Below are 26,242 nucleotides of genomic sequence, written 5' to 3'. Positions count from 1 at the left end.
AATGGCAGACCGATTTGATCTGATTGTGATCGGCGCAGGCCCAGGCGGATATGAAGCGGCGATCGAAGGCGCAAAAAAGGGCATGAAGGTGGCGCTGGTGGAAAACCGGCAATTAGGCGGAACCTGTTTGAACAGGGGCTGCATTCCCACAAAGACCATCCTTCACACGGCGGAGCTCTATCACGAACTGAAGAATGGGCCTGCCATAGGACTTGAGGCAGCCGGGACGTCTGTCCATATGGAGGCTGTGTGGCAGAGGAAGGAGGAGGTGCTTGAACAGCTGAGAAAGGGCATTGCCTCCCTGATGAAGACGAATAAGATCGCTGTGTATTATGGCACAGGGATGATCCTTGACAGAGAACACGTCATGGTGGCGGAAAATGAGCCGGTTCTTCTGGAGACCTCCCGCATTTTGATCGCCACAGGCTCCGTACCAGCCCATCCCCCTATTCCGGGCTCTGATCTGCCGGGAGTTGTGACAAGTGATGAGCTGTTGGAGAAAAAGGAGCTGTTTGGCCATCTGGTCATCATTGGCGGCGGCGTGATCGGCATGGAATTTGCCTCCATTTACAGCTCCCTGGGCCATCCGGTGACAGTGATCGAGGCCATGGACAGGATCCTGCCGGGGCTTGACAAGGAGATTGCCCAGAACCTGAAAATGATCCTGAAAAAGAGGAATGTGGAGATCCACACAGGCGCTAAGGTGGAGGAGATCCAGCCATGTGAAGACGGCTCAGGGCTGATCTGCCGCTACAGGGAAAAGGAGAAGGAGCAGGAGATAAAGGCGGAGGGCTGCCTGATCGCAGTGGGCCGCAAGGCAAACACAATAGGGCTGATATCAGAGGAGAGCAGCCGGGAGATACAGGAAATCTCCATGGAAAAAGGCTGTATTGTTGTCAATGAACACTATGAAACCAGCGTTCCGGGTATCTATGCGGTGGGCGATGTCACAGGCGGCATCCAGCTGGCCCATGCGGCCACAGCCCAGGGCCGGAATGCGGTGGCACATATGGCAGGGGAAGCCATGGATATCCGCACGGACCTCATCCCCTCCTGCGTCTATACCAGCCCTGAGATTGCCTCTGTAGGGCTTTCAGCGGATGATGCAAAGTCCAAGGGCCTTTCCGTCATATCAAAGAAATATCTCATGTCAGCCAACGGAAAATCCGTCCTTTCCCTCCAGGAAAGAGGATTTATCAAGGTGGTAGCTGACAGTGAGAGCCACCGCATCCTGGGCGCCCAGATGATGTGCGCCAGGGCAACGGATATGATCAGCCAGTTTGCAGTAGCGGTAGCGAAAGGGCTGACGCTGGAGGATCTGGCGGCGGTGGTCTTCCCCCATCCTACGTTTAGTGAGGGGATATTGGAGGCGGTGCGGTAAGATAGACCGCTTTATATGGTGTCATAGGCATCACGGAGCTCACCGCGCAGGGCACAGGCGATCCGTGCGCTTTCCTCCAGCTCTTCGATACCAAAAAAGGCATCCATTATGGTTTTTCCTCCCACAAGAGGTCCATGGTTTTTTAACAAAAAACCATTTGCCAAATGTGCCCTGTCTTCCATGAGAGAAAATAATTCACTGCTTCCAGGAGGAGCATAAGGAATTAAAGCGATCTTTCCCACTTTCATATTAAGATAGGGAGTGACGGAGGGGATCACATTTTCGGCGTTTTCGTGTTTATAGCAGGACCACAGAGTTGCGTAGAAGCTGTGGGTGTGGATCACTGCTTGAATGGCATCACTCTTTTTATAAAGACACATATGAAGGGGGAGCTCCTTGCTGGGCTTAATGCTATTTTGGCATTGGCCATCTATGGAGAGCATGGCAAACTCCTCCTTTTTTAATGTTCCAAAGCAGGTTCCGCTTCCTGAAATATAGATCATATCTTCATGCCGGAAGCTGATATTGGCAGAAGAGCCTGATGTTTTTCCTCTGTCAAATAGGCTGTGAGCAGCCCAGAGTATATCTTTCCATTTTTTTTGAAGTTCTTCCATAATATGTTCTCCCCTTTCTATTGGATGCCAGTTTTCTCTACTGCTCTGGTAAAGAAATCGGTCTGTCCAAAATTACCTGACTTTAACACAAGGCGGAGACTGGGATCATCCATGGGGATCAGCACCGGTACGCCGGGTGCAATGCTGTTTCCGAGAGTATAAGAATAAAATCCCAGAGCTTTTGTAACTGCACCAGAGGTCTCTCCCCCAGCAACAATAATTCTGGTCGTTCCCTCCTTTCGCGCCTGTGCTGCCAGAGAGGCCATGGCTTGTTCCAGAGCCGTTGCAACCTTTGCTGATCCGGCTTCCTGAGCTTTCCTGACATCTTCTGCCGGAGCCGAGCTGTAGACCAATACATTTTCATGGTCATGGCTCCTGATTACTTTCATAACACTTTCCACTGTCTGCCTGCCATTTAGCCATTCCTCTGGATGTATCTGAACCCATGGATTTCCCTTTTCTTTATAATCCTCAATTTGGTCTAATGTAGCAGTAGAACAACTTCCAGCCAGGAGAAGGGCACCGCCCTTTGTACCATCGGGAAAAGCGCTCCCTCTGTGGGCAGGCAGGTTCTGCTGCTTTAGACACCTCTTTGCAAGGCAGGTCATGAGCCCGGAGCCGCCGCTGAGTACAGGCAGGCTTCCAAATAATTCTGCAATTTTTGATGCATGTGCGTCAAGGTAGTAATCAGGGATGAGATAGAAATGTTTATGCAGTTTGTTAAAACAGCTGACTGTTTCCTGCAGAAGCTCAGCCGGCCTTTCCAAAGCTGCGCTGTTTAGCTCCAGGGCCGGATATTTACTCTGAGCCTCAATCAGCACCTTCAGCCTTGAGTCCCACATTGGCGTAAGGGGATGGTTTTTCATGGGGCTTTCTGACAGGGGGATGTTGTTTACATACAGGATTCCGTCCTTTACCGTTCTCCCATTTATTGGAAGTGCAGGACATAGAATCGTATAAGGGAGCTCATACTCCTCCATGATAGCGTCCAAAATAGGTCCGATATTCCCCTTTGGGGTAGAATCAAAGGTAGAACAATACTTAATAAATAGCTGCCTTGCTCCCGCTGCCTTCAGCCATCTGCAGGATTTAAGAGTTTCCGAAACGGCCTGATCCGTTGCTGCTGTCCTTGTCTTTAAGGCAATTACCACGCCATCATAGCCTTGCAACTGACCGGCATCAAAAGAAGGGATTCCATTGACCAAAAGAACTCTCATCCCTGCGTCTGCCCAGAAGGAGGCCGCATCGCTGGCTCCGGTAAAATCATCTGCCACACATCCCCATGCAAATCCAGGTTTTGTCATATACACAGTTTCCTCCATATCGTATTTGGAGCACTCCCGGAAACTCCCTTGCACCCGTATTTGCAGCTGATTTTCCGCCAGCTGTGCTCAAATTTACTCAACGTACGTTCCGCGTACGCTTCATAAATTGGGGCACAACTGACAAAAAATTATCTCACAAATCCGGGCACAAAGAGTTTTCGAGAGTACTCAGATACTTATAAATTAAGCAATATTTGTGCCAATTTAAGGGCGGCGGATGCCATACCGTTTCATATGCCTCCACAGGGTAGTGCGGTCGATCCCCAGTTTTTTTGCGGTTAATGTCTGATTATATCCAGATTCTTCCAGTATACGGATCAAAAAATTGCGCTCTTCATCCTGATAAAGGGACTGCTCTACAGTCTGTTTTTTTACAGGAAGCTCCTCAGGATAAATAGCCTCCTGGACATCATTGGCTGAAATTTCTTCTTTGTCCATACAAATGACAACAAGACGTTCGGTTATATTTCTCAATTCCCGTATATTTCCTGGAAATTGGTAATTAGAAAGCAATTTAAGAGCATCCTCAGCAACCGTTGGTATCGTGCTCTTTACCTGCCTGTAATAAAGATCAAGATAATGGAGAAATAGAACCTCTGCGTCACCGGAACGCCTGCGTAAAGGAGGAAGGAAGAGCTTCAGGACATCCAGCCGGTAGAGAAGATCCTGACGAAAGCCGCCGCTTTCTGTCACCTGCTTTAAACTGCGGTTTGTCGCTGCAATAATACGCACATCGACAGCGATGACACGGTCTCCCCCAACACGCCGTACCTCATGCTCCTGAAGGACACGGAGCAGTTTTCCTTGAATACTTAGGGGAATTTCAGAAATCTCATCCAAAAACAAAGTTCCTTTATGAGCCAATTCAAACAGTCCTGCCTTACCGCCCTTAGCTGTACCTGTAAATGCACCTTCCACATAACCAAAGAATTCACTTTCAAGCAGGCTTTCGGGAAGAGCAGCACAGTTTACTGCCACGAAAGGACCATTACAGCGGCTGCTGGCATTGTGGATACTCTGTGCAAATAATTCTTTTCCTGTACCAGTTTCACCTTCGATCAAAATATTGGAGGAAACAGCGGCAAATTTCTGGGCTTTAGTGATCACATAATCAATTTCAGCACTTTTATGGATGATATTTTCAAAATGATAATGGGCGTTTAATCCCTTGTCAGTCAGTTTTTTTCGGATCTGAATTTCTACCTGCTGTATCTGTGTCACATCCTGAAAGGTAATAACAATTCCTGTCATCCTGCTATTGATAATAACAGGGTGGATCGTGGCATTGATAATATTATTTTTCCATCGGATCAGCTGATTAGGAAGTTCTGTTCCCGCATTCAAAGCACTTGCTGTGGGCTTTACAAAAAAGGGAAAAGCCTGCTGTAAAGAGAGACCGATCACATTTTTCTTATGGCCGGTATACATGTTTAAAGCTGCAGGATTGCAGGCCTTGATGATCTGTTTGGTGTCTACATAAAGCATGCCATCCTTTGCGGTCTGAGTGATCGTAGTGAACATTTCAGACCGTTCGCGCTCTGCGCGCATCACCTCTACTGTGCGGATTGCCTCATCTAAGGCCCGCATGATGGCCTCTTTGCCAGTGCGGATGGTTACAGAGGGCAGACCCTTTTGGGAACAGGCCAGATTAACAGAGTATCCGCCTATAAATGCATTGCATCCATCGGCGGCAGCAAGCTCGATCACACGGTCAATATGGTCAACGGATGCGGCATGGTAGCTCTGTACATCACAGGAAACAACACTTCCCAGCTCCTCTGCCTCAACCAAAGCAGCGTAATTTCCAATAAAAGCCACTTTTTTAGGAGAATAGAGGGAGATGCATTCGTTTAAAGCACGGATCAGATCGTAAGCAGTAATAGGCAGTTCGATTACAGGAAGATTAGGAATGATCTTATGGAGTCCACAGGCTGTATATCCTCTGGCGATGATCACATCGCTTTGGGCGTTAAAAGAAAAATCGTCAAGTTCGCCGGCAGTCCGCATTTCTATCCGCTTCCTTAACCGTGCCTTCAGGGGATGGTTTTTGAAAACCTCATTGACTTTGCTCTCCAATTCCGGATAAGGAATAATAAAAATAAGATTGATCATAATTTGCCCCTCCTATTGATGTAATAATTGCAACATTGCATCAATATTACAACAATGTTGCAGAAAAATCAAGAGTGCTATTGTCTGAGGTTGTAAAAAATTTACATAATTTATAAGAAATCCCAAAGGAATTTTCAGACAAGGGGGGATTTAAATATTGGTTGGCACAGAATTTGCTCATTATAATAGTATCTCAATATTGCAATAAACAAAAGGAGGAACGAAAATGAAAAAGAGAAAAAGACGAATTTTAGCAGCGGCCACAGCAGCAATGCTCATTTTAAGTGCATGCTCTGGAACATCAAAGGAAAACACAGGACAGAGCGCTGAACAAAGCGTGGCTGCCACAACGGCAGCAGCTTCTGACACTGTCACAGAGAAAACGGAGGGGAATCAGTTTACATATGTTATTGGAACAGAGCCTCTTACTCTGGATGCACATTTGATCAGTGATGCCAACACAGGACGCGTTTCTGTACAGATCCATGAAAATCTTGTTAAGAGAGATCTGGAAGGAAATTTCAAGCCGGTTTTGGCTACAGAATGGAGTTCCAATGAGGATGCTACAGAATGGACCTTTAAGCTTCGGGAAGGTGTGACCTTCCATGATGGAGAGCCATTTAATGCAGAGGCAGTGAAGTTTAATATTGACCGGTTAAAAGATCCTGCCACTGGTTCTCCCAAATCTTCCCTGGTTTCTATGATTTCAGATTATGAGATTATTAACGATTATGAAATTAAATTTATCCTGGAGCAGCCCTGTGCAGTTATCCCTGCAATGGTAAGCACCTACAGTACCGGCATGATGAGTCCAAAAGCAGTACAAGAATATGGAAAAGATTATAGCACTCATGCAGCCGGAACAGGACCTCTCAAATTAAAGGAATGGATTCCGGGAACCTCTATGTCTCTGGAAAAGAATGAAAATTATTGGGGAGATCCGGCAACAGCAGACACGATCAATATAAAGATCATTGCAGAAGACTCAGCAAGGGCGATGATGCTTAAGACAGGGGATGCAGATGTTGCTGCCAATATTCCCAGCGTTTTGGTAAATGAGCTGGAGAGTGACCCCAATGTGGCGATCAGTATGGTGCCGGGCTACCGCACCATTTATCTGGGATTAAATTTCCAGGATGAAAAGCTTTCCAACCTGAAGGTACGTGAAGCCATCGATTATGCCATTGACCGTGATGCCATTATCAATGGCATTTTGGGAGGCTATGTTACATTCCCGTCAACAGGCGTGATCTCCTCCTCCATCCAAAATGCAAAGCCCGGAATCGGGGATGATTATAAATACGATCCGGAGAAGGCAAAAGAATTGCTGGCTGAGGCTGGTTACCCTGATGGATTTACCACAAAGATCAACACTCCCGAAGGCAGATATGCAATGGACCGCCAGGTAGCAGAGGCCGTTCAGGCCATGCTCTCTCAGGTAGGCATCACAGCAGAAGTAAACGTATTAGACTGGGGCGCATACACAGAGGCAGCAGCAGCTGGCGACACAGCGATCTTTTTACTTGGAAAGGGCTGTGCTACAGGAGATCTGGCCCAGGATCTGATGTACAACTACAGAACCGGAGAGCTTCAGAACTATACCCTCTATTCCAATCCGGAATATGACAAGATCTGTGAGGAGCAGCAGCGCACAGCAGATGAGGCGGCAAGAAAAGAATTGTTATATAAAATGCAGGATATTATCCATGAGGATCGTGCATCCATTATTCTGTATTATGAGAACCAGACCTTTGGAACACGTGCTGATGTGGATGGACTGGTGATCTATCCTAATGAGACCATTGAGCTCGCATATCTAACTCGTAAATAAAGTGTAACAACAAGCCATCCCTCAGGAGTATTCTGGGGGATGGAAGTTTAGAAAGGAACAGGGTGGATAATGGCAAAATATGTTTTTAAAAGGATACTGTCTCTGATTCCCGTATTATTTGTAGTCTCCCTTTTGGTATTCATGATGGTACATATGATGCCGGGAGATCCAGCCAGAATGATTGCCGGAGAGCAGGCTACCGCTGAGGATGTGGAACGGATACGGGTAGCCTATGGATATGACAGGCCTTTATACATACAATATTTCAAATATATGGGAGGGATCCTTCAGGGCAATTTTGGAATGTCCACAAGGACCGGAAGGCCGGTGGCAGAGGAATTGGCAGTACGTTATCCGAACACCCTTCTGCTGGCAGCAACCTCCACAACAGTAGCAATTATCGGGGGTGTTGGAATTGGCCTCCTTTCGGCAGTAAAGCGGTATTCGATTTGGGATAATCTGTGTATGTTCCTGGCTTTGATCGGCCTGTCCACCCCGGCTTTCTATTTGGGATTAATGTTGATGCTGGTTGTCTGTGTAAAGCTCCAGCTCATCCCCATAACGCCAAAGTCAACTGCGGTAAGCTTGATCCTTCCCACAATGACCTTGTCTTCAAGAAGCCTGGCAACGATTGCGCGTATGACACGGTCCAGCACGCTGGAAATTCTGGGACAGGATTATATACAGACTGCCAGAGCTCAGGGCTTCAGTAAAGCAAAGGTGATATTTGGATGCGCCCTGAAAAATGCAATGAATTCGATTGTTACGGTAGCAGGACTGCAGTTTGGCCTTTTGATCGGAGGCGCTGTTATTACCGAAAAGGTTTTTGGATGGCCGGGTCTGGGAGATCTGATCGTAACATCCATCAAGGCCCGTGACTTTCAGGTGGTGCAGTCATCTATTCTGGTAATTGCTGCTTCCTTTGTAATCGTGAATCTTATTGTTGACATCCTTTATGCAATCATTAACCCACGGATCAAATTATCTTAAGGAGGGAAGAAAATGCCGGAAAATACAGAAAATTTACAGGTTCAGGGCACCTTCGCTTCTGACATTAAGATATCAAAATCATATCAGATAAAACGATTTTGGCACAACTTTAAGAAAAGAAAAATCGCTGTTCTGGGAATGGTCATCGTACTTTTGTATGTGGTCATTGCCATTGCTGCTCCCTGGATCGCTCCTTATGACCCGGAGGAGGCAAACTTCAGCATTATGCTGAAAGCACCTGGAATGATAGAAGGGCACCTTCTTGGCACAGATGAATTGGGAAGAGATATTTTAAGCCGTTTAGTCTACGGTGCCAGAATATCTATCGGAATTGGTATGACAGTGGTCATGTCAGCATTTTTTATAGGAGTACCTTTGGGGATCATATCGGGATACTATGGGGGAAAGATTGATTTCATTTTGATGCGGGCAATGGATGTTCTCATGGCATTCCCGCAGCTGCTGCTCTGTATCCTGTTTGTAGCAGTGCTGGGAGCAAATCTGACAAATGCCGTTATGGCGGTTTCCATCTATACAGTGCCTAATTTTGCCCGTATGGCGCGCAGTGAAACACTGGCTATCAAGAACGGCGAGTACATAGAAGCGGCAAGGGCGCTGGGAGCCAGCAATGCCCGCATCATTGTCTCTCACATTCTTCCAAATATCATGTCGCCTCTTATTGTCTTAGCTACTCTGAATTTTGGAAACGCAGTGCTTACCACTTCAGGAATGGGATTTTTGGGAATAGGAGCACAGCCGCCTACGCCGGAATGGGGCGCTATGCTTTCCAGCGGTCGTCAATATCTGCTGGTGGCTCCTCATGTCACAACGATCATCGGACTAGCCATTCTTTTCTTAGTTCTGGGACTCAACCTATTTGGAGATGGACTCCGGGACATTTTGGATCCCAAATTAAAGGATGATTAAAAATAGCTGAGCGCTAGGGCATAATAAAAAATGATTTTGAAAGGAAAGAATATGAAAAAGATCTTTGATTATATTGAAGCCCATCATGACGCATATTTAGAGGAGCTGTTTACCTTTTTAAGGTGCAAAAGCATCAGTACCAGGGATGAGGGGGTAGAGGAATGTGCCCAGATGCTTTCTGATATTATGGAAAAAAGCGGGATAAGCACAACCATCTATCCAACAAGCCGTCATCCTGTTGTTTATGGGGAAAGGATAGAAAATGAGGATCTTCCTACCATGCTGATCTATGGGCATTATGATGTTCAGCCGCCGGAGCCCTTGGAGGAATGGAATAGTGATCCTTTTGAACCGGTGATACGTGACGGCAGGATTTTCTGCCGGGGAGCTTCGGATAATAAAGCCCAGCTTTATACACACGTGAAGGCGGCTGAAGCGTGGCTTCAGGTAGAGGGGAAGCTTCCTGTTAATGTCAAATACTTGTTTGAGGGAGAGGAGGAAATAGGAAGTCCGGATCTGCTGCCCTTTGTGGAAGAGCATAAGGATCTTTTAAAGTGCGATGTCTGCTTTTATTCGGACAGCCACTACCATGAGAATGGCAGGCCTCAGATCAATTTAGGAGTGAAAGGGTTATGCTATGTGGAAATCACACTGCGGGAGGCCGAGACAGACCTGCATTCCATGATGGCTACCTGTATCCAAAATCCTGCCTGGAGGATGGTCCAGCTGCTCAGTACCCTGAAGGATCCGAAAGGAAATATCACCATTGATGGCTTTTATGATGATGTTCGTCCCCTTAATAAGCTGGAGATCGAAGCAGCAGGCAGGATCCCATCCGATGAAGAGACATTAAAAAGCCAGTATGGTGTAAAGCGCTTCCTGAAGGGGCGGAGGTCAGATGATTTTTATTATAATCTCATATTTGAGCCCACCTGCAATATTGCCGGTTTGTATGCAGGCTTTACAGGAGACGGCTCGAAAACCGTACTTCCTAAAAAAGCTTCTGTAAAGATCGATATGAGGCTGGTACCGGATCAAAAGCCGGAAAAAATATTGGAGGCTCTTAAAGACCATTTATGCCGGCACGGCTTCTCTGATGCAGAGATCAGGCATTATGGCATGGTTACGCCGTCAAGAACCCCAGTTGATCATCCCTATGTAAAGGTGGCAGAAGAAGCTTTGCGGGAGGGCTTTTTGCAGGAGCCGATCGTTTTTCCGGGGATTGGAGGAGTAGCTCCGGACTATGTATTTACAGGGCACCTGGGCGTTCCTACGATTGTCATCCCTTATGCAGCGGCTGACCAGAAGAATCATGCGCCGAATGAGAGTATGGTCCTGGACGGATTCTTTCATGGAATACGTACCTCAGCAGCATTAGTTTATCATCTGGCAAAGGAGGCGGGGGAGTATGAGTGATAATCTGCTTGAGATAAAGGATCTGAGTATTGAATTCCGAACATATGACGGCGTGGTGAAAGCGATCAATCATATGACGTTCAGTGTTCCGAAAGGAAAAACAGTAGGACTCGTGGGTGAAACCGGAGCAGGAAAAACGACAACGGCTTTAGCCATCATGGGCCTGGTCCCCAATCCTCCCGGTGTGGTCACATCCGGTTCCATTGTGTTTGATGGGACAGATCTTCTGAAGATCAGAGAGTCAGAGATGTACGGTTACCGCGGGAAGAAGATCGGAATGATCTTCCAGAACCCAATGACATCCTTAAATCCGGTTTACACTGTAGGGCATCAGATCAGCGATGTGATCAAGAAACACCAGAAGGTAGATAAGAACGAGGCTTGGAAGAGAGCGGGAGATATGTTAGAGATCGTAGGTATCCCGCGGGAACGCCTTAACAACTATCCTCATGAATTTTCAGGCGGTATGAAACAGAGAGCCTGCATTGCCATGGGACTTTCCTGCAATCCGCAGCTTTTAATTGCAGATGAACCAACGACTGCCTTGGACGTTACCATCCAGGCGCAGATATTAGAGCTCATGAAGGGCCTTAAGGAAAAGTATAAAACATCGACAATTTTTATCACCCATGCTCTTGGAGTTGTGGCAGAAATTGCAGATTATGTAGTAGTTGTTTACGCAGGCAGTGTAATTGAAAAGGGAAGCATCAGGGAAATATTCGAGCACCCGACCCATCCATATACCCAGGGATTGTTTGGCTGCCTGCCGGATATTGAGTCCGAGGAATCAGAAAAGCTTCATGTGATAAAAGGCTCTATGCCTGACCCGATGGATCTTCCAAAGGGCTGCAAATTCTGCCCCAGATGCGATAAGGCAATGGACATCTGCAGAGAAGAGGAGCCGGAGGATATCCTGATCTGCGGGGAGCATAGTGTAAAGTGCCATTTGTACAGAAAGGAAGGGACAGAATGAGCGAGGCTATTTTGGAGGTAAATAACCTGAAAAAATATTTTAAGGTCCCCGGAGGCACACTTCATGCAGTGGATAATGTGAGCTTTCATATCAATAGAGGAGAGACACTGGGACTTGTGGGAGAAAGCGGCTGCGGAAAATCTACCGTTGGACGTGTGATCCTCCGTCTGATTCCGCATACAGAGGGCCAGGTTATCTATAATGGGGAAAATATTCTTTCCTATAATCATCAAAAGATGCAGAATCTTAGGAAAAAGATGCAGATCATATTTCAGGATCCCTATTCCTGCCTGGATCCCAGAAAGACCATAGGACAGATCATCGCAGAGCCTCTGCAGATACATAAAACAGTTCCGTCAGGAGAGATCAATGAAAAAGTGCTGGATCTCATGGCAAAAGGAGGAGTAAGCCGGAAGCTGTTTAACAGCTATCCCCATGAGCTGGACGGAGGAAGGCGGCAAAGGGTGGGTATCATCCGTGCGTTGGCGTTAAACCCTGAATTTATTGTTTGTGATGAACCGGTGTCCTCTCTGGATGTATCAATCCAGGCACAGATTCTGAATCTTCTTCAGGAGCTTCAGGACACGATGGGGCTTACATACCTGTTTATTTCTCATGATCTCAGCGTGGTCCGGCATATCAGCAATCGGATCCTAGTGATGTATTTAGGTCAAATGGTGGAATTATGTCCTGCCAGAGAGCTCTTCCGGAATCCTGTCCACCCCTACACAAAGGCCCTTCTTTCAGCAGTACCCATTGCAAAATATGGGTATAAAAGAGACCGTATATTGCTGGAGGGAGATGTGCCAAGTCCGATCAATCCGAAGCCCGGCTGCAAGTTTGCGAACAGATGTCATCTGGCGCAGGATATCTGCAGGAGGGAAGAACCGCCTGTTTATACAGTATCAGAAGGGCATCAGGTATGCTGTCATCTGGCAAATTAAAAATATAAAGGAGTAATACATAGTATGGATTATACAAATCTGATCAATAACATCTCCGGAAAAATATCAAAAGTAGGAATAATTGGTGCTACCCGTGGTTATGGGTACACATTGCTGGCACAGATCCCTAAAGTCAAGCATATGGATCTAAGAATAATCTGCTCCAGACATACAGATGAATGCATGAATGTGCTAAAAGAGATTGGATATGGTGAACGAGATATTGTTGTATGCCAAAATAAAGAAGAAGTGAAAAAGGCGTCGGAGACGGCAGTTCTTATTGTCAGTGATTACCGTCTTGTAATGGAAAGCGGCATCACGGCTCTGGTAGAATGCACGGGAAACACAGCTGTCAGTTCTGATGCAGCGCTTTCGGCGCTCAGGCGGGGAATCAACGTTTATATGGTTTCAAAAGAGACAGACAGTGTATGCGGTCCTGTTTTAAACCAGATCGCAGCGGAAAATGGCGCTGTTTATGCCCTTGTAAACGGAGATCAGCCCCGCAACCTTTTGGACCTCTATTCCTGGGCAATGCTGCTGGGACTGGAGGTGATAGCAGCAGGAAAATCAAGTGAGTATGATTTTGTATGGGACAGGGAGACAGGAGATTTTTCCTATCTGGACGGCGTAAGCCCTACAGAAAATCTGCCTGAGCTGCTGGAACATTGGCAGTACAAAGGAACAGAAACGCTGGATGCCCGCAGAAGGCTTCTAGAGAAATATACAGAGATCATTGCAGCAGATCTGTGTGAAATGAATCTGGTATCCAACATTACGGGACTGGTACCCTCATCCCCCTTCTTGAGCTATCCAATTGCAAAGACTAGTGAACTGGCGAATATTTTTATCCCAAAGGAGGACGGAGGAATTTTAGACCGGACGGGGGTTGTAGATGTATTCTATAACCTGAGAGGCACAGATGAGGCCAGCTTCTGCGGCGGTGAATTCATTACTGTTAAGTGCGACAATCCAAAGATGTGGGATATTTTAAAGGGAAAAGGGCATGTGATGAGCCGGAACGGTAAGTATGCCTGCATTTATTATCCTTATCACTATATGGGGCTTGAAACACCTGTATCCGTTTTGCTGGGGGATCTTATGGGGATCGGTGCGCATCCTGAATGCCGCCAGGTATCTGTTCTGGCAGGTGTTGCACAGGAGGATCTGCCTAAGGGAACAGTGCTTACAGTGAAGGGACATCATCATTCTATAGAAGGACTTGTTCCGGAGCTTTTAGAGAGGAAAGAAGTGGGAAATATAGCGCCATTCTATCTTCTTAATGGCGCAGCTCTTCTGAAAGATGTAAAAAAGGGAGAGCCGATTACCCTGGACCATGTGGATCTGTCGCAGCTTGAGGCTTATAAGCTGTATGCCCAGGGACTTAAGCTTTAATTTCATGTAACTGTTCAGAACGGCGAATGTCATTCAAGAAGATGCCTCGTTCTGAATAGTTACAAATTCATATAGAAGATCAGGGTACAGCGTTTTGGGCTGGAGTACGTGACTGCGTTCTGTTTTCACTGCTCCGGCCCATTTTTTGACAGGGTATAAAAATATAGGATTTCTTGGTATAATATCGGCAGGAGGAGAAATTTATGTGCGGCAGATATCATTTTAATTACCAGGCAGTAGACGAGATGCAGGAGCTGCTTGCAGACGGAAGTTGGAAAATGGAGCTGGCGGTGGAGGACAGGGATATCCGGCCAGGGGATATGGCCCCGGTGATCGTGGCAGGCGGGAGTTTAACAAAAGCAGGAAATGATCCGAAGCTCCAAATGCACCGCCAGCGCTGGGGTTTTCCAAGTCCTGACGGAAAGGGGCTTGTGTTTAATGCCAGATCCGAGACCGTATTTGATAAGCCCATGTTCCGGGAGAGCGTCAGCCTGCGCCGGGCGGCGGTTCCTGGAACATGGTTTTATGAATGGAACAAGAGCAAAGAGAAATATACCTTTAAGAAAGAAGGCAGCCGTGTGCTGTTTCTTGCCGGGTTCTACAGCCTTTATGAGGACGGAGAGCATTTTGTGATACTCACCACAGAGGCCAATTTCTCCATGTCGCCCGTCCATGACCGTATGCCCGTTATTCTGGAACGGGAGGATGTGGGAAACTGGATATTTGATGAGGCCAAGGCCAGAAGCATTCTTAGAAAGTCTCAGCCACAGCTTGACCGTTCCTGTGAATATGAGCAGCAGACTTTGTTTGACCTGCTGGATACCAGTATATAGGAAATCATACCTCCTCTGTACTATACTTCCTCTCCATGGACCGCAGCTGCGTCCGGTACTGCACCGGAGTCATCCCGTGAAGGGTGCGGAAGGATTTGAGGAAGCTGCTGTAATTAGTAAAGCCGCTGTTTGTACAGGCATCCAGTACGCTGCGCCCAGCGGCGATCTCACGGCGGCAGTTCTGCATGCGGAGATTGTTGATGTAGCTATGGATGCTCTCCATGGTGTATTCCTTGAACGCGCGGGAGAGGTGCTCACGGCTTGTAAAGGTATACTTTGCAAGGGAGGCAGCGGTCAGGTTGGGATCGGTATAATGCTCGCGTATATATTCTACAGCAGTGGAGATCAGGGCGCTGGTGGCGCTGGGAGACTTTGTGTGCTGCTCCTCCACGATCTGGTTAATAAAAAGCTGAAGCTCGACCAATTCGCAGGTCAGGATCGTTTCCTGATACATTCTCTTAATATGTGAAATCTGAGCCATTCGTTCCAATAATCCCCTCAAATCCCATGAAGATACAGAATTTGCATCAAGGATCACGATGCCTTTCTGCCATGCCGGATCCTGAAGCCCTGACTGCCGGATCGCTTTGTCCCAGGCATTGGCATTGATCTGGACCACAAGGCGGTCGGAGACAGTATCTGTAACAGTGTATCTACCGGCATGATAGATCTCCGCGGGAAAGAATACCATTTCTCCGGGATGCAGGGTATAAAGATTGCCTAAAAATGAATACAGGACATCGCTGCCGGAGATCGGCAGGATGATCTCATGATAAGGATGGGAATGAACAACGGACTGTTTGTTATTCTGGTTCGTGAACCAGGTCACTACAACCTGGCATTCCTCCAGATCGATCCGGGCCATTTCCTGTGTCAGTAAAGAGTCAGTACAGTGCGTGATTTTCTGAACGATCATGGGCAGCCTCCCATCAGAATTTATAAAAGCCTGGACAACAGGTTCTAAATATTCATAGCTGTAAAGCGTCTAATTTCTATAAAATAAAGTATATCTGTAAATATCACATTTTGCAAGTTTTTAGTCACAAAAGGATGAAGCAAAACTCGGCTTGAAATAGTAAAATTTGACTACAGGTTCACGAAATGAAGGCAGAATGATAAAAATATTAACAAAACAATGGTAAGAGTTGTGCAGTAATATATAGTTTTCAGAATGGAGCTGTGTCAATGAAAAATGGAAGTGTGCATTTTGAAGCTCAGGTCATATTTGATGATGACACCATCCGCCGCATGTTCCGGACAGAATATTATACTTATGAAACAGCGCAGCGTGTGCTCCGGCTGATCTTGGGAGCGGCGGGTATCCTGGCGGCATTGTTTCTGGATATCCATACGGCGGCAAGGGTCGTGTTTCTGATGTTTGGCGTGTGGATGCTTGTGGCGGGAGATTTCCCAAGTAAGGTTCAGGCAGAGGGTGTGATCGAAAAGCGGGGCGGAAAGAGCAGCCGGGTAACATACCAGTTCGGCTCATCCGGCATCCAGATCATGGGCGGCGGTCATATACCGTACCAGAGTCTGGACAAGCTGATATTCGATGATGAATACCTGTATCTTTTTGTAAACCGCCAGAATGCAGTTATGTTCCGGGCTTCTGCACTGAAGCCGGCTGATCCGGAAAGGCTTAAGGCAGAAATTGCAGAGAAGAGCGGGAAAAGCTGGAAACGGCTTACCACAGGTATTCTGGAATATAACATCCGGGATGTGCTGCAGGTCATAGATGGCGGCAAAAAACGTAAAAGCAACAGCTGACAGCATTTTAACGAAAATGCAGGCTGCTTTATAAAGAACCAAATAACAAATAAATTATTTTATAGGAGGGTTTTATTATGAGACTACGTAATCATGTAATGAAGGCACTGGTAGTAGCAGGAGCATTGATGATGACTGCCTGCTCCGGCGGCGGCAATTCTTCTACCCAGGCAGCATCCGGCAACGGCGGATCTTCAGGAGAGCAGACCTTTAATCTGAAGCTGAGCCATGGCCTGGCAGAGGACCATGCAGTACATATCCAGCTGACAGAGTGGGTAGAGCAGGTAAAGGAGAAGTCCGGCGGCACCATCAATATTCAGATCGTTCCAAATGCACAGCTGGGCAGCGAGGCAGACAACATCTCTTCCATTCAGGCAGGCGCTCTGGATCTGGCAAAGGTTTCCGCGTCTACTCTCGGTAACTTCAACAATGCATGGAATGCCCTGTCTGTTCCCTACGTGTTCAATGACAAGGATCACTATTATAATGTAATGGACGGCGAGATCGCTGATGAGCTGTATAATATCACTGAGGGCGATGGCTTTATCGGCCTTACCTGGCTGGATTCCGGCTCCCGTTCCTTCTACACTGCAAAGACACCGATCCGCGTACCGGCAGACTTAAAGGGCTTAAAGATCCGTACCATGGACAGCCAGATGGCAATCGATATGATGAATGCACTGGGCGGTTCCGCTACTGTTATGAGCTACTCTGAGATCTACACCGGCATGCAGCAGGGTGTTGTTGACGGAGCAGAGAACAATATCACCGCTCTTCGCGACCACAGCGATGTTGCGCAGTATTACTGCTATGATGAGCACACACGTATCCCGGATATTGTTGTTATCTCCACGAAGGTATGGAATCAGATGAGCGACAACCAGAAGAGCATCATGAAGGAGACCGCAGCAGCTGCAACAGAAGCATACAAGACACGCTGGGCTGAATTTGAGGAGGAAGTAAGAACTGCTGCAGAGGCTAATAACGTTACCTTTGTTGAGGATGTGGACACCGCAGCATTCCAGGAGGCATGCCAGTCGATCTATGACAACTTAAAGAGCAGCGACCCGGATGTATATGCAATTGTTGAGAAGATCCAGGCTGCAGGGAAATAAAAGGAACTACGTAATCTAGCACTTCGTTAAGGAGATGAGATCTTGAAAAAGTTTGATCAGATTTTAGATACCGTCATGCGCTTTATTATGGCGCTTGCCATGTTTGCGCTTCTGGCCGGCGGCACATGGCAGATTACTACCCGCTGGATTTTGGGAAACCCATCTACATTTACAGATGAATTTCTCCGCTATGTATTGATCTGGGCATCCATGCTGGGCTCTGCTTACTGCTTCTACAAGGATGAGCATTTGGCTTTGGATTTGGTGAAGGACCGCGTAAAGGGCGGAGTCCGTGTTGCCCTGCTGGTTTTCATTGAGGCAGCTATCCTGTTCTTCGTATGCTATGTGTTTGTTTTCGGAGGAATGAAGCTGGTGCTGAATGCAACGAACCAGTCATCCGTTATGCGCATTCCCTTTAAACTGCTGTATGCCTGCCTTCCGATCTCCGGCATATTCATTGTGATCGCCAGGATCATCAAGTATATACAGCTTTACATTGACAGCAAAGGAGGTAAATAAGCATGGTTGTTCAGGCTACATTAATGCTGTTTGGTTCATTCTTTGTTATGCTGTTTGCAGGAGTTCCGATCTCAGCCGGTATTGGAATTGCGTCCATTATCACGGCCATCATGAGCGGAATGGATGGAAATATCTTTGCCCTGACAGCGGCACAGAGATGCTTTTCCGGCTGCGATTCCTTCTCCCTTCTGGCTCTGCCCTTCTTCTCTTTGGGCGGTAACATCATGAACAAGGGCGGAATTGCAAAGAGGCTGGTTCGTCTGGCAAGACTTTTAGTTGGCTGGGTGCCCGGCTATCTGGCAGCCACCAATGTACTTGCAAATATGTTCTTCGGTGCAGTATCCGGTTCCTCCGTTGCGGCAACCTCCGCAATGGGCTCCATCATGAGCCCTCTGGAGGCAGATGAGGGCTATGACCCCAACTATTCTGCAGCAGTAAACATCTGCTCCGCACCCACAGGAATCCTGATTCCTCCGTCCGGTCCGTTGATCCTTTACTCTATCACAGCCGGCGGCGTGTCTGTAGCAGCTCTGTTCATGGGCGGCTATCTGACAGGCGCACTGCTGGGAATCGCCGTAGCGGCATTGGCGATCTATCTTGCTGTTAAGAAGGGCTATAAGGCCTCCTCTGTAAAGGATTCCGATCCCGCCTGGAAGATCTGGCTGGATGCGGTTCCTTCCCTGCTGGCCGTTATCATCGTTATGGGCGGAATCCTGACCGGTATTTTCACAGCAACAGAGGCCGGCGTTGTTATGTGCCTTTACTGTGCTCTGCTGGCTGTTATCTACCGTGAGATGAGCCTTAAGACGTTTTATACCCTGCTGTCAGACACCATGAGAAGCTCTGCAACCATTCTCTTCCTGATTGCATCCTCCTCCATTATGTCCTATGTGATGTCCTATTCCGGTATTCCGGCAGCCATCAGCGGAGCGCTGATGAGCATTTCCAGCAACCGCTATGTGATCATCCTGATCATGAACGTGTTCCTGCTGGTTATGGGTATGTTCCTGGATCTGACGCCTGCAGTTTTGATCTTTACTCCTATTTTCCTTCCTATTGCTACCAGCGTAGGAATGAGCCCGGTACATTTCGGACTGATGCTGATCATGAACCTTGGTATTGGTTCTGTTACTCCTCCTGTAGGCTCCTGCCTGTTCGTAGGCTGCGGCGTAGGTCATGTTAAGATCGAGGGCGTTACCAAATACATTGTGCCGATCTTTATCGCAATGGTGATCGCACTGTTCCTGGTAAGCTTTATTCCTCCTATCCCGCTGCTTGTGCCATACCTGTGCGGTCTTGTACCCAGCATGTGGTAAATATAGCAGGATGTGGTAAAATACTTGTGTACTGTCCTGTAAAGGCCTTTCAGGAACAACAGGACAGTATACGGATGTCCCCCATAATATTTGATCTAAAGGAGTGGAGACAAAATGGATATTTGTACACAATTTGCAGGTATTGAGAAATTAAACGGCGCATGGCTGATACATACAAACTGCGCCGACATAAAGGTTGTATTTGTTACAGACGAGATCGTGCGGATCCGTACAGCCTTTGACAGAGATTTTCCGGAGGAGTCCTATGTGCTTATGACTACTGCATGGGAGGACCGCCTGGATCCCTTGTTTGAGGGAGAGAGAACACGTGTGGAGCCGGTGATCCCGGAAACAACAGAAAATGATCAGGAGATCAGCTTTGATACAGGAAAGATCAGGCTGGTATTCACAAAGGATCCCATTGGATTTGACCTGTATGATAAGGAGGGCAGCCTTCTTTACAGCGAGCTTCACGGCGCCCCCAGCACCCTGGACTCCAACCGCCGGGTGAACCACTATTCCTGCATGGAGGAGGATGACTGCTTCTATGGGTTTGGTGAGAAGACAGGGGTCTTAAACAAGAACAAGGCCTTTCTGCGGGAGCGTGCCACAGACGCCATGGGATATGATGCAGAAAAGATGGATACCCTTTATAAGCATATCCCCTTTTACATCCGTTTAAGCCGCAGCACCAAAAAGGCAGTGGGCGTATTCTATCATAACTTCTATGAGTCCTGCTTCAACATGGGCTGTGAAAAGAGCAATTACTGGCACAGATATACCTACTGGCAGGCAGACGGCGGGGATATTGATATGTTCCTGCTGGGCGGAAATTCCATTTCCCGTATTGTAGACAACTATACACTGCTGACCGGAAGACCGGCCCTGCTGCCAAAGCGTGCCATCGGCTATCAGGGAAGCTCCATGTACTATCCGGAGCTGGAAAAGGACAGCGATGATGCGGTTCTGGGCTTCATCGATACCATCAAGGAGGAGGGCTTCCCTATTGACGGATTCCACTTATCCTCCGGCTATACCAGCATTGGAAGCAAGAGATGCGTATTTACCTGGAATAAGGACCGCTTTAAGGATCCATCTGCTTATTTCCATGCAATGCAGGATAAGGGAGCAGAAAATGTTCCCAATATTAAGCCGGGAATCCTGCTGTGCCATCCATGGTTTGATGAGTTCAACAGCAAGGATGTGTTTGTGAAGGACAGCAAGAACCCGGATACCTACGCAGTGGGAAGCTGGTGGGGCGGCCCAGGAGCATTCTGGGATTACACAAAGCCGTCTGCCCGCGAAGCCTGGAAGAAATACGTTATTGAGAACTTGATATCTGTAGGAACCAATTCCATCTGGAATGACAACTGCGAATATGACAGCCTGCTTGACAAGGATGCCATTGTGGACTTTGACGGCAAGGGCGGAACCATCGGTCAGCTGAAGCCTCTTATGTGCACGATTATGTGTAAGCTCAGCAATGATGCCGTAAGGGAGCATGATGAGAATGCAAGGCCTTACTCTGTATGCCGCAGCGGAAGCAGCGGGATCCAGCGCTATGCACAGACCTGGTGCGGCGACAACTATACCAGCTGGAAGACATTAAAATACAATATTCCGATCATCACCGGAATGGGACTTTCCGGACAGCCGAATGAGGGTGCGGATATCGGCGGCTTTGCCGGACCGGCTCCGGAGGAGGAGCTGTTTGTGCGCTGGGTACAGCAGGGAATCTTCCAGGCACGCTTCTCTATCCATTCAGCCAGCAATGACAATACGGTTACAGAGCCCTGGATGTTTAAGGACAGCGCGGACCTGATCCGTAATGCCATCCTGCTGCGCTACCGCATGGAGCCTTATATCTACTCCTGTGAGTATGAGGCAACAAAGACAGGTGCACCCATTATGAGGGCATTGGTTTACGAGTTCCAGGATGATGAGAACACCTATGACAACAGCTTTGACTTTATGTTCGGAAAGAGCGTGCTGGTTGCCAATGTCATCGAAAAGGGCGCTGTAAGCCGTCAGGTTTACCTGCCGGAGGGCTGCAAATGGTATGATATGAGCGATAATTACCGCTGCTACGAGGGCGGACAGACCATTGAGATCCCGGTAACCATGGAAAGCATTCCAATGTTCCTGCGCGAGGGCGGGATTCTGGCCATGGCGGATAACCAGCTGATGAATATGGAGAAGGATTGTGTAAAGGACCTGCACCTGATCATCGCTCCGGCAAAGGAAGGCTCCCAGTTCGTCATGTACGAGGATGATGGAAGAACAAATGACTTCCGGAAGGGTATTTACCGAAAGACTGCGATCAATGTCAGCGGAACAGATGTGGTCAAGGTAGACTTTACAAGTGAAGGAAGCTACCAGGATACGGTTGAGACAGTTACAGTTGAGATGATCCGTAAGGAGAGAAGCCCCTTCTGGGTGACCCTGGGCGGGCAGAAGCTGGAGCACTATCTGAACCGCCGGAAATTTGAGGCGGCAGAGGCCGGATGGTATTACAGCCAGACAAAGAGAGCGGTTCTGGTGAAATATAAGAATCCGGGAACAGATGCCACGCTTACAGTCTCTTTTGAGGATTTTGATCTGATTGGTATGTAACTTTTTAAGCAGCCGTCCGATAGTGGGCGGCTGCTTATTTTATAAAAGCCTGCATGCGCCCGGCTGGCGAACAAACCGCCATACGGCAACAGTCTGGCGGGTGTATTTGGTATACCTAAATTTAGTGCCGCCTTGCGGCGGCGAAGTTTTATAGTAAGGAGAAGGAAAAATGCTGCTGCGCGAACTGAGATCTATTGAAAAAACTGATACTGGCTATATCCTTCATGGGGATGCAGCCGATGTTCTGCTGATTTTTATGACAGACGATATTATCCGTATCCGGGTAAGCTTCAAAAAGGAGTTTAAGGAGGAATCTTATACTCTGGTTACCACAGCCTGGGCTGACCGCATGGATGACCTCTTAAAGGGAGAGCGTGTACGTATTGAGGCTCTGGATATTCCATGCCAGGAAACAGAGAAGAAGCTTGTGTTCAGCACAAGGACCTGTACTCTTGAGGTGAACAAAAAGCCTCTTCACTTTACACTGAAGACACCGGACGGAAAGATCGTTTACCAGGACTTAAAGGAACGTGCCTTTGAGGAGGATCAGATAGGGCGCCTGTCTCACTATTCCAAGATCGATCCGGCAAATGACCATTTTTACGGCTTTGGTGAGAAGACAGGACATCTGGACAAAAAGGGACGGCGCTTAAGGATGTCTCCTAAGGACGCCATCGGTCATGACCCGGAGAAGGGCGATCCGATGTACAAACATATCCCATTCTACATCCGGGTAAATGAGAAGACGGCCTATGCTGTGGGCTTGTTCTACCACAACTCCTATGACAGCGTATTTGATATGGGACAGGAGATCTCCGGTTATTGGGACCGTTACTGCTATTACCAGACAGATGGGGGAGATGTGGATCTGTTCCTGATCAACGGACCGGATATGCCTTCCATAATAGACCGTTATACTATGCTCACAGGACGCATGACGCTGCCCACCAAGCAGTCTCTGGGCTACTGTGCTTCCACCATGTACTATGCAGAGCTGGAAAAGGACTGTGATAAGGAGATCTACCAGGTGATTGACAAGCACGAGAAGGAAGAGGTGCTGATCGATAATTTCTGGCTTGCATCCGGCTATTCCAGCGGCGAGGAGGACAATCTCCGGTACGTTTTCAACTGGAATTACAAGAGATTCCCGAATCCGAAGGAATTCTTTGAAAAGATGAATGCCAGAGGCATCAATGTGATCCCCAATTTAAAGCCCGGAATTTTAAAGAACCATCCTTACATGGAGCTGTTTGAGAAGAATGATGTTTTCATCAAAAATCCGGATGGAAACGGCGACTACTACGGAAGATGGTGGGGCGGAGAAGGACGGTTCTTCGACTTTACGAATCCAAAGGCACGTGAGACATGGAAGGGCCTTCTTGAGGAGCGCATCCTGAAGATGGGTACAAAAACCGTGTGGAATGACAACTGCGAGATGGACGGCGTAGAGGACAGAAATGCCAAATGTGACTTTGAGGGCGGAGACGGAACCATGGCAGAGCTTAAGATCCTTCACTCCAACCTGATGGCCTTCCTGGCCAAGCAGGCGATCGCAGATGTATATCCCGGCGAGCGTCCTTATATCATCAACCGTGCCGGCTATGCAGGAATCCAGAGATATGCCCAGGTATGGGGCGGCGATAACCTGACAGACTGGCGTACCGTGAAGTTCAACATTGCCACCATCATGGGTATGGGACTTTCCGGCTGCGCCAATATGGGCTGCGATATCGGCGGCTTTGCCGGACCGGCCCCTGAGGCAGAGCTTCTGCTGCGCTGGATCCAGAGCGGTATTTTCCAGCCCCGCTTCTGTTTAAATTCAGCCAATAATGACAATACCGTAACCCAGCCCTGGATGTATGAGGAGAACAGGGAATATGTGAAGGCAGCCTATGCACAGCGCTACCGTATGCTGCCCTACCTGTACAGCCTGATGTATGAGGCGAGCAAGAACGGTATGCCTGCTATGCGTCCTCTTTTCCTGGAGTTCCCGGAGGATGAGAACTGCTACACCGATGAGAACCTGACCTTTATGTATGGCAAGAGCGTACTGGTTGCCAACGTGGTGGAGCCGGGAGCAAAGACACGCACCATCTATCTGCCTGCAGGCTGCCGGTGGTTTGACATGAATGACAATATGAGGGAGTATCAGGGAGGACAGACCATCACCATCCCTGTAGATCTGGGAAGCATTCCTATGTTCTTAAGGGGCAGCGGCGTTTACGTGACCAGCGAGGATGTGAAGCATATCCTTGCAGATAAGATGACCCAGGCAGACCTGTTAGTGAGTGCAGATACCGATACCAGCTTTGTGCTCTATGATGACGATGGCCACACAGAGGATTACAAGAACGGCGTTTATGCAAGGACGACTATCTGTGTAAGTGCCGGAGACAGGACCGTGCTGAGCTTTGATACTGAGGGAACCTATGAGAGCCCGCTTGAGAGAATGACCATCAAGCTGGTAAGCAAGCTGAAGGGCGCTTTCTGGGTAACCGTTGACGGCGAGAGGATCACACGCTATATTGTAAGAGACGGCTGGGAGGAAGCGGAATCCGGCTGGTATTACAACCTCTCTGACAGGACGATCTGGGTGAAGTTCCCGATCCCGAAAAAGAGAACATATGATGTGGTGATCTCTAAGGAGAAATTTGACCTGATCGGTATGGTCGAGGAGTAAAAAGATTTCGCTTTTCCCGTCTGAATTACGGCGTGAAGGGCAGACATAATACAGACAACAAGGAGGAGAACAGTATGGGAAAGGGAAATATGGACTTAACACAGGGGCATCCGATGAAGCAGATATTTCTCTTTTCCATACCACTGGTACTGGGCACCGTGTTCCAGCAGCTTTACAGCTTTGCGGATACGGTGATCGTGGGAAGATTTCTCGGCGTTACGGCGTTGGCGGCGGTGGGGACGACCTATTCCCTGAATTTTCTGATCCTGGGTTTTGTCCAGGGGCTTTGTGTGGGCTTTGGCATTCTGCTTGCCCAGAGCTATGGAGCTCATGACAGAAGGGGGCTGCAGCGCTATTTTGTGAACGGGAGCGTTCTTGTCTGTCTGTTCAGCGCAGTGCTGACGGTGGTTACCGTGCTTTTGGCAGAACCACTTTTAAAGCTGATCCGAACACCGGAGGATATCCTTGTGATGGCGGCGGAGTATGTAAAGATCATCTTTTTTGGAATCCCCGCTGCGATGCTGTACAATTATTCCGCAGGCGCCCTGCGGGCGGTGGGGGATTCTAAACATCCCTTCTATTTCCTGCTCTGCTCCAGTGTGCTGAACATAGTCCTGGATTATCTGTTCATCGTTCCCCTTAAGGGCGGCGTGGCGGGAGCAGCATGGGCTACGGTCATAAGCCAGCTGGTAAGCGGGCTGCTGGATATCTATTGGCTGACGGCACGCATCAAGCTGCTGGAGGGCTGGGAGGACGGCCTGCAGTTAAGCGCTCTTCATATGAAACGCCTCTGTGTTGTGGGGCTGCCCATGGGCTTTGAATACTCTGTGTCTGCCATCGGAGCTGTGGTAATGCAGGGGGCCATCAACAGCCTCGGAAGCATTGCGGTCGCTGCCCAGACTGCGGGAGAGAAGATCCGGCAGATGTTCACCCTTCCTATGGAGAGTGTGGGCATGGCCATGGCAACCTATACAGGACAGAACTATGGCGCAAAGCGTATAGATCGTATCAGGGAAGGTATCCGAAGCGGACTTAAGATCCAGTATATGTATTGTGCAGTAGTGTGGGTAGTGATTTTTGCCTTAAAGAGGCCATTTGTGGGACTGGTCCTGGGTGAGACAGAAAGTGCGGTGGCATATGGGGCTATACAGTATCTGTCCATTATGAGCGTTCTGTTTTTTATTCACGGATCTCTGATGATCATGAGGAATACCCTTCAGGGGTTGGGCTACAGCCTGCAGGCGATCATATCCGGCGTGGGAGAGTTAGTCGGACGCAGTCTGGGAGGGCTTCTCGCAGTCCGGTGCTTCGGGTTCACGGCGATCTGCTTATCCAATCCAATGGCATGGCTGCTTGCGCTGATTTACTGCAGTGTTATGGTGCGGCACTATTTAAAAAGATGATAAATATGGGGAAACGGAGCGGCTTTTTTGAAAGCCGCTCAGACTGTAGACAAAGTTGGTGCTAGTTGATTACGCCCAGCACCACTTTTCT

The 26,242-nt window shown here is 48.1% G+C and carries 20 protein-coding genes; 16 read left to right on the top strand and 4 right to left on the bottom strand.

Translation table 11 applies throughout. The features are described 5' to 3' along the window. The first annotated feature begins 1 nt into the window (after nucleotide 1). On the top strand, nucleotides 2-1,381 hold the full coding sequence (gene lpdA, locus LIZ87_RS17810) for a dihydrolipoyl dehydrogenase (RefSeq protein ID WP_227148676.1): 1,380 nt from the start codon (nucleotides 2-4) through the stop codon (nucleotides 1,379-1,381). Between the two features lie 11 nt (nucleotides 1,382-1,392). On the opposite strand, the gene LIZ87_RS17805 is transcribed toward lpdA, so the two are convergent. The 3 genes from LIZ87_RS17805 to LIZ87_RS17795 form a co-directional block, all read right to left on the bottom strand. After that, nucleotides 1,393-1,995: a class II aldolase/adducin family protein gene (locus LIZ87_RS17805; RefSeq protein ID WP_264468053.1), complete on the bottom strand. Its 603-nt coding sequence runs from the start codon at nucleotides 1,993-1,995 to the stop codon at nucleotides 1,393-1,395. A 17-nt stretch (nucleotides 1,996-2,012) separates the two neighbouring features. Beyond that, nucleotides 2,013-3,299 (bottom strand): 3-oxo-tetronate kinase, encoded by a 1,287-nt coding sequence (gene otnK, locus LIZ87_RS17800; RefSeq protein WP_178316070.1) that lies wholly within the window; start codon nucleotides 3,297-3,299, stop codon nucleotides 2,013-2,015. Nucleotides 3,300-3,524: 225 nt separating this feature from the next. Continuing rightward, nucleotides 3,525-5,432, bottom strand: coding sequence for a sigma 54-interacting transcriptional regulator (locus tag LIZ87_RS17795; protein WP_227148675.1), 1,908 nt, complete (start codon nucleotides 5,430-5,432; stop codon nucleotides 3,525-3,527). A 226-nt stretch (nucleotides 5,433-5,658) separates the two neighbouring features. Here LIZ87_RS17795 and LIZ87_RS17790 point away from each other — a divergent pair, with 226 nt between their 5' ends. The 8 genes from LIZ87_RS17790 to LIZ87_RS17755 all read left to right on the top strand — a co-directional run bounded on the left by LIZ87_RS17790 (nucleotide 5,659) and on the right by LIZ87_RS17755 (nucleotide 14,738). Then, the gene (locus LIZ87_RS17790) at nucleotides 5,659-7,263 is read left to right on the top strand and encodes a glutathione ABC transporter substrate-binding protein (RefSeq protein WP_227148674.1); all 1,605 of its coding nucleotides are present in this window, start codon (nucleotides 5,659-5,661) and stop codon (nucleotides 7,261-7,263) included. Nucleotides 7,264-7,332: 69 nt separating this feature from the next. Beyond that, nucleotides 7,333-8,253, top strand: coding sequence for an ABC transporter permease (locus LIZ87_RS17785; protein WP_178314075.1), 921 nt, complete (start codon nucleotides 7,333-7,335; stop codon nucleotides 8,251-8,253). A gap of 12 nt (nucleotides 8,254-8,265) precedes the next feature. Next, nucleotides 8,266-9,180: an ABC transporter permease gene (locus tag LIZ87_RS17780; protein WP_227148673.1), complete on the top strand. Its 915-nt coding sequence runs from the start codon at nucleotides 8,266-8,268 to the stop codon at nucleotides 9,178-9,180. 51 nt (nucleotides 9,181-9,231) lie between these two features. Further along, on the top strand, nucleotides 9,232-10,596 hold the full coding sequence (locus LIZ87_RS17775; RefSeq protein WP_178314080.1) for a M20/M25/M40 family metallo-hydrolase: 1,365 nt from the start codon (nucleotides 9,232-9,234) through the stop codon (nucleotides 10,594-10,596). Beyond that, on the top strand, nucleotides 10,589-11,569 hold the full coding sequence (locus LIZ87_RS17770) for an ABC transporter ATP-binding protein (protein WP_178314082.1): 981 nt from the start codon (nucleotides 10,589-10,591) through the stop codon (nucleotides 11,567-11,569). The genes LIZ87_RS17775 and LIZ87_RS17770 overlap by 8 nt, the downstream gene beginning before the upstream one ends. Beyond that, nucleotides 11,566-12,513, top strand: a complete 948-nt coding sequence (locus tag LIZ87_RS17765) for an ABC transporter ATP-binding protein (protein ID WP_178314083.1) — start codon at nucleotides 11,566-11,568, stop codon at nucleotides 12,511-12,513. The genes LIZ87_RS17770 and LIZ87_RS17765 overlap by 4 nt, the downstream gene beginning before the upstream one ends. Nucleotides 12,514-12,537: 24 nt before the next feature. Further along, nucleotides 12,538-13,905, top strand: coding sequence for a homoserine dehydrogenase (locus tag LIZ87_RS17760; protein ID WP_227148671.1), 1,368 nt, complete (start codon nucleotides 12,538-12,540; stop codon nucleotides 13,903-13,905). Nucleotides 13,906-14,108: 203 nt separating this feature from the next. Further along, nucleotides 14,109-14,738, top strand: coding sequence for an SOS response-associated peptidase (locus LIZ87_RS17755; RefSeq protein ID WP_178314087.1), 630 nt, complete (start codon nucleotides 14,109-14,111; stop codon nucleotides 14,736-14,738). 4 nt (nucleotides 14,739-14,742) lie between these two features. On the opposite strand, the gene LIZ87_RS17750 is transcribed toward LIZ87_RS17755, so the two are convergent. Next, entirely contained in the window at nucleotides 14,743-15,654 is a 912-nt protein-coding gene (locus LIZ87_RS17750) for a helix-turn-helix transcriptional regulator (protein ID WP_178314089.1), read from the bottom strand. 269 nt (nucleotides 15,655-15,923) lie between these two features. Here LIZ87_RS17750 and LIZ87_RS17745 point away from each other — a divergent pair, with 269 nt between their 5' ends. The 7 genes from LIZ87_RS17745 to LIZ87_RS17715 all read left to right on the top strand — a co-directional run bounded on the left by LIZ87_RS17745 (nucleotide 15,924) and on the right by LIZ87_RS17715 (nucleotide 26,151). Further along, nucleotides 15,924-16,505, top strand: coding sequence for a YcxB family protein (locus LIZ87_RS17745; RefSeq protein WP_178314091.1), 582 nt, complete (start codon nucleotides 15,924-15,926; stop codon nucleotides 16,503-16,505). A 77-nt stretch (nucleotides 16,506-16,582) separates the two neighbouring features. After that, entirely contained in the window at nucleotides 16,583-17,620 is a 1,038-nt protein-coding gene (locus LIZ87_RS17740; RefSeq protein ID WP_178314093.1) for a TRAP transporter substrate-binding protein, read from the top strand. A gap of 42 nt (nucleotides 17,621-17,662) precedes the next feature. Next, complete coding sequence (locus tag LIZ87_RS17735) at nucleotides 17,663-18,139, top strand: TRAP transporter small permease (protein ID WP_178314095.1); 477 nt, start codon at nucleotides 17,663-17,665, stop codon at nucleotides 18,137-18,139. A 2-nt stretch (nucleotides 18,140-18,141) separates the two neighbouring features. Then, nucleotides 18,142-19,455 (top strand): TRAP transporter large permease, encoded by a 1,314-nt coding sequence (locus tag LIZ87_RS17730; protein WP_178314097.1) that lies wholly within the window; start codon nucleotides 18,142-18,144, stop codon nucleotides 19,453-19,455. 114 nt (nucleotides 19,456-19,569) lie between these two features. Beyond that, nucleotides 19,570-22,068 carry a glycoside hydrolase family 31 protein gene (locus tag LIZ87_RS17725; protein ID WP_227148670.1) on the top strand — a complete coding sequence of 833 codons (2,499 nt, stop codon included), beginning with the start codon at nucleotides 19,570-19,572 and terminating at the stop codon, nucleotides 22,066-22,068. Nucleotides 22,069-22,237: 169 nt separating this feature from the next. Beyond that, nucleotides 22,238-24,748: a glycoside hydrolase family 31 protein gene (locus tag LIZ87_RS17720; RefSeq protein WP_227148669.1), complete on the top strand. Its 2,511-nt coding sequence runs from the start codon at nucleotides 22,238-22,240 to the stop codon at nucleotides 24,746-24,748. 74 nt (nucleotides 24,749-24,822) lie between these two features. Continuing rightward, entirely contained in the window at nucleotides 24,823-26,151 is a 1,329-nt protein-coding gene (locus tag LIZ87_RS17715) for an MATE family efflux transporter (protein WP_178316061.1), read from the top strand. Nucleotides 26,152-26,242 lie beyond the last annotated feature (91 nt).

The sequence above is a fragment of the Lacrimispora sp. 210928-DFI.3.58 genome, assembly GCF_020554865.1.
GTDB lineage: Bacteria > Bacillota > Clostridia > Lachnospirales > Lachnospiraceae > Enterocloster.
Note: the sequence above shows the minus strand (reverse complement) of the source record. Positions and strands in the feature narration are given on the sequence as shown.

Excerpts from the sequence above, each read along its gene's own strand:
- lpdA (WP_227148676.1), top strand. The coding sequence starts at position 2 with ATGGCAGACCGATTTGATCTGATTGTGATCGGCGCAGGCCCAGGCGGA.
- LIZ87_RS17740 (WP_178314093.1), top strand. The coding sequence starts at position 16,583 with ATGAGACTACGTAATCATGTAATGAAGGCACTGGTAGTAGCAGGAGCA.
- LIZ87_RS17765 (WP_178314083.1), top strand. The coding sequence starts at position 11,566 with ATGAGCGAGGCTATTTTGGAGGTAAATAACCTGAAAAAATATTTTAAG.
- LIZ87_RS17750 (WP_178314089.1), bottom strand. The coding sequence starts at position 15,654 with ATGATCGTTCAGAAAATCACGCACTGTACTGACTCTTTACTGACACAG.
- LIZ87_RS17790 (WP_227148674.1), top strand. The coding sequence starts at position 5,659 with ATGAAAAAGAGAAAAAGACGAATTTTAGCAGCGGCCACAGCAGCAATG.
- LIZ87_RS17745 (WP_178314091.1), top strand. The coding sequence starts at position 15,924 with ATGAAAAATGGAAGTGTGCATTTTGAAGCTCAGGTCATATTTGATGAT.
- LIZ87_RS17760 (WP_227148671.1), top strand. The coding sequence starts at position 12,538 with ATGGATTATACAAATCTGATCAATAACATCTCCGGAAAAATATCAAAA.
- LIZ87_RS17725 (WP_227148670.1), top strand. The coding sequence starts at position 19,570 with ATGGATATTTGTACACAATTTGCAGGTATTGAGAAATTAAACGGCGCA.
- LIZ87_RS17775 (WP_178314080.1), top strand. The coding sequence starts at position 9,232 with ATGAAAAAGATCTTTGATTATATTGAAGCCCATCATGACGCATATTTA.
- LIZ87_RS17805 (WP_264468053.1), bottom strand. The coding sequence starts at position 1,995 with ATGGAAGAACTTCAAAAAAAATGGAAAGATATACTCTGGGCTGCTCAC.
- LIZ87_RS17795 (WP_227148675.1), bottom strand. The coding sequence starts at position 5,432 with ATGATCAATCTTATTTTTATTATTCCTTATCCGGAATTGGAGAGCAAA.
- otnK (WP_178316070.1), bottom strand. The coding sequence starts at position 3,299 with ATGACAAAACCTGGATTTGCATGGGGATGTGTGGCAGATGATTTTACC.
- LIZ87_RS17785 (WP_178314075.1), top strand. The coding sequence starts at position 7,333 with ATGGCAAAATATGTTTTTAAAAGGATACTGTCTCTGATTCCCGTATTA.
- LIZ87_RS17715 (WP_178316061.1), top strand. The coding sequence starts at position 24,823 with ATGGGAAAGGGAAATATGGACTTAACACAGGGGCATCCGATGAAGCAG.
- LIZ87_RS17730 (WP_178314097.1), top strand. The coding sequence starts at position 18,142 with ATGGTTGTTCAGGCTACATTAATGCTGTTTGGTTCATTCTTTGTTATG.
- LIZ87_RS17780 (WP_227148673.1), top strand. The coding sequence starts at position 8,266 with ATGCCGGAAAATACAGAAAATTTACAGGTTCAGGGCACCTTCGCTTCT.
- LIZ87_RS17755 (WP_178314087.1), top strand. The coding sequence starts at position 14,109 with ATGTGCGGCAGATATCATTTTAATTACCAGGCAGTAGACGAGATGCAG.
- LIZ87_RS17720 (WP_227148669.1), top strand. The coding sequence starts at position 22,238 with ATGCTGCTGCGCGAACTGAGATCTATTGAAAAAACTGATACTGGCTAT.
- LIZ87_RS17770 (WP_178314082.1), top strand. The coding sequence starts at position 10,589 with ATGAGTGATAATCTGCTTGAGATAAAGGATCTGAGTATTGAATTCCGA.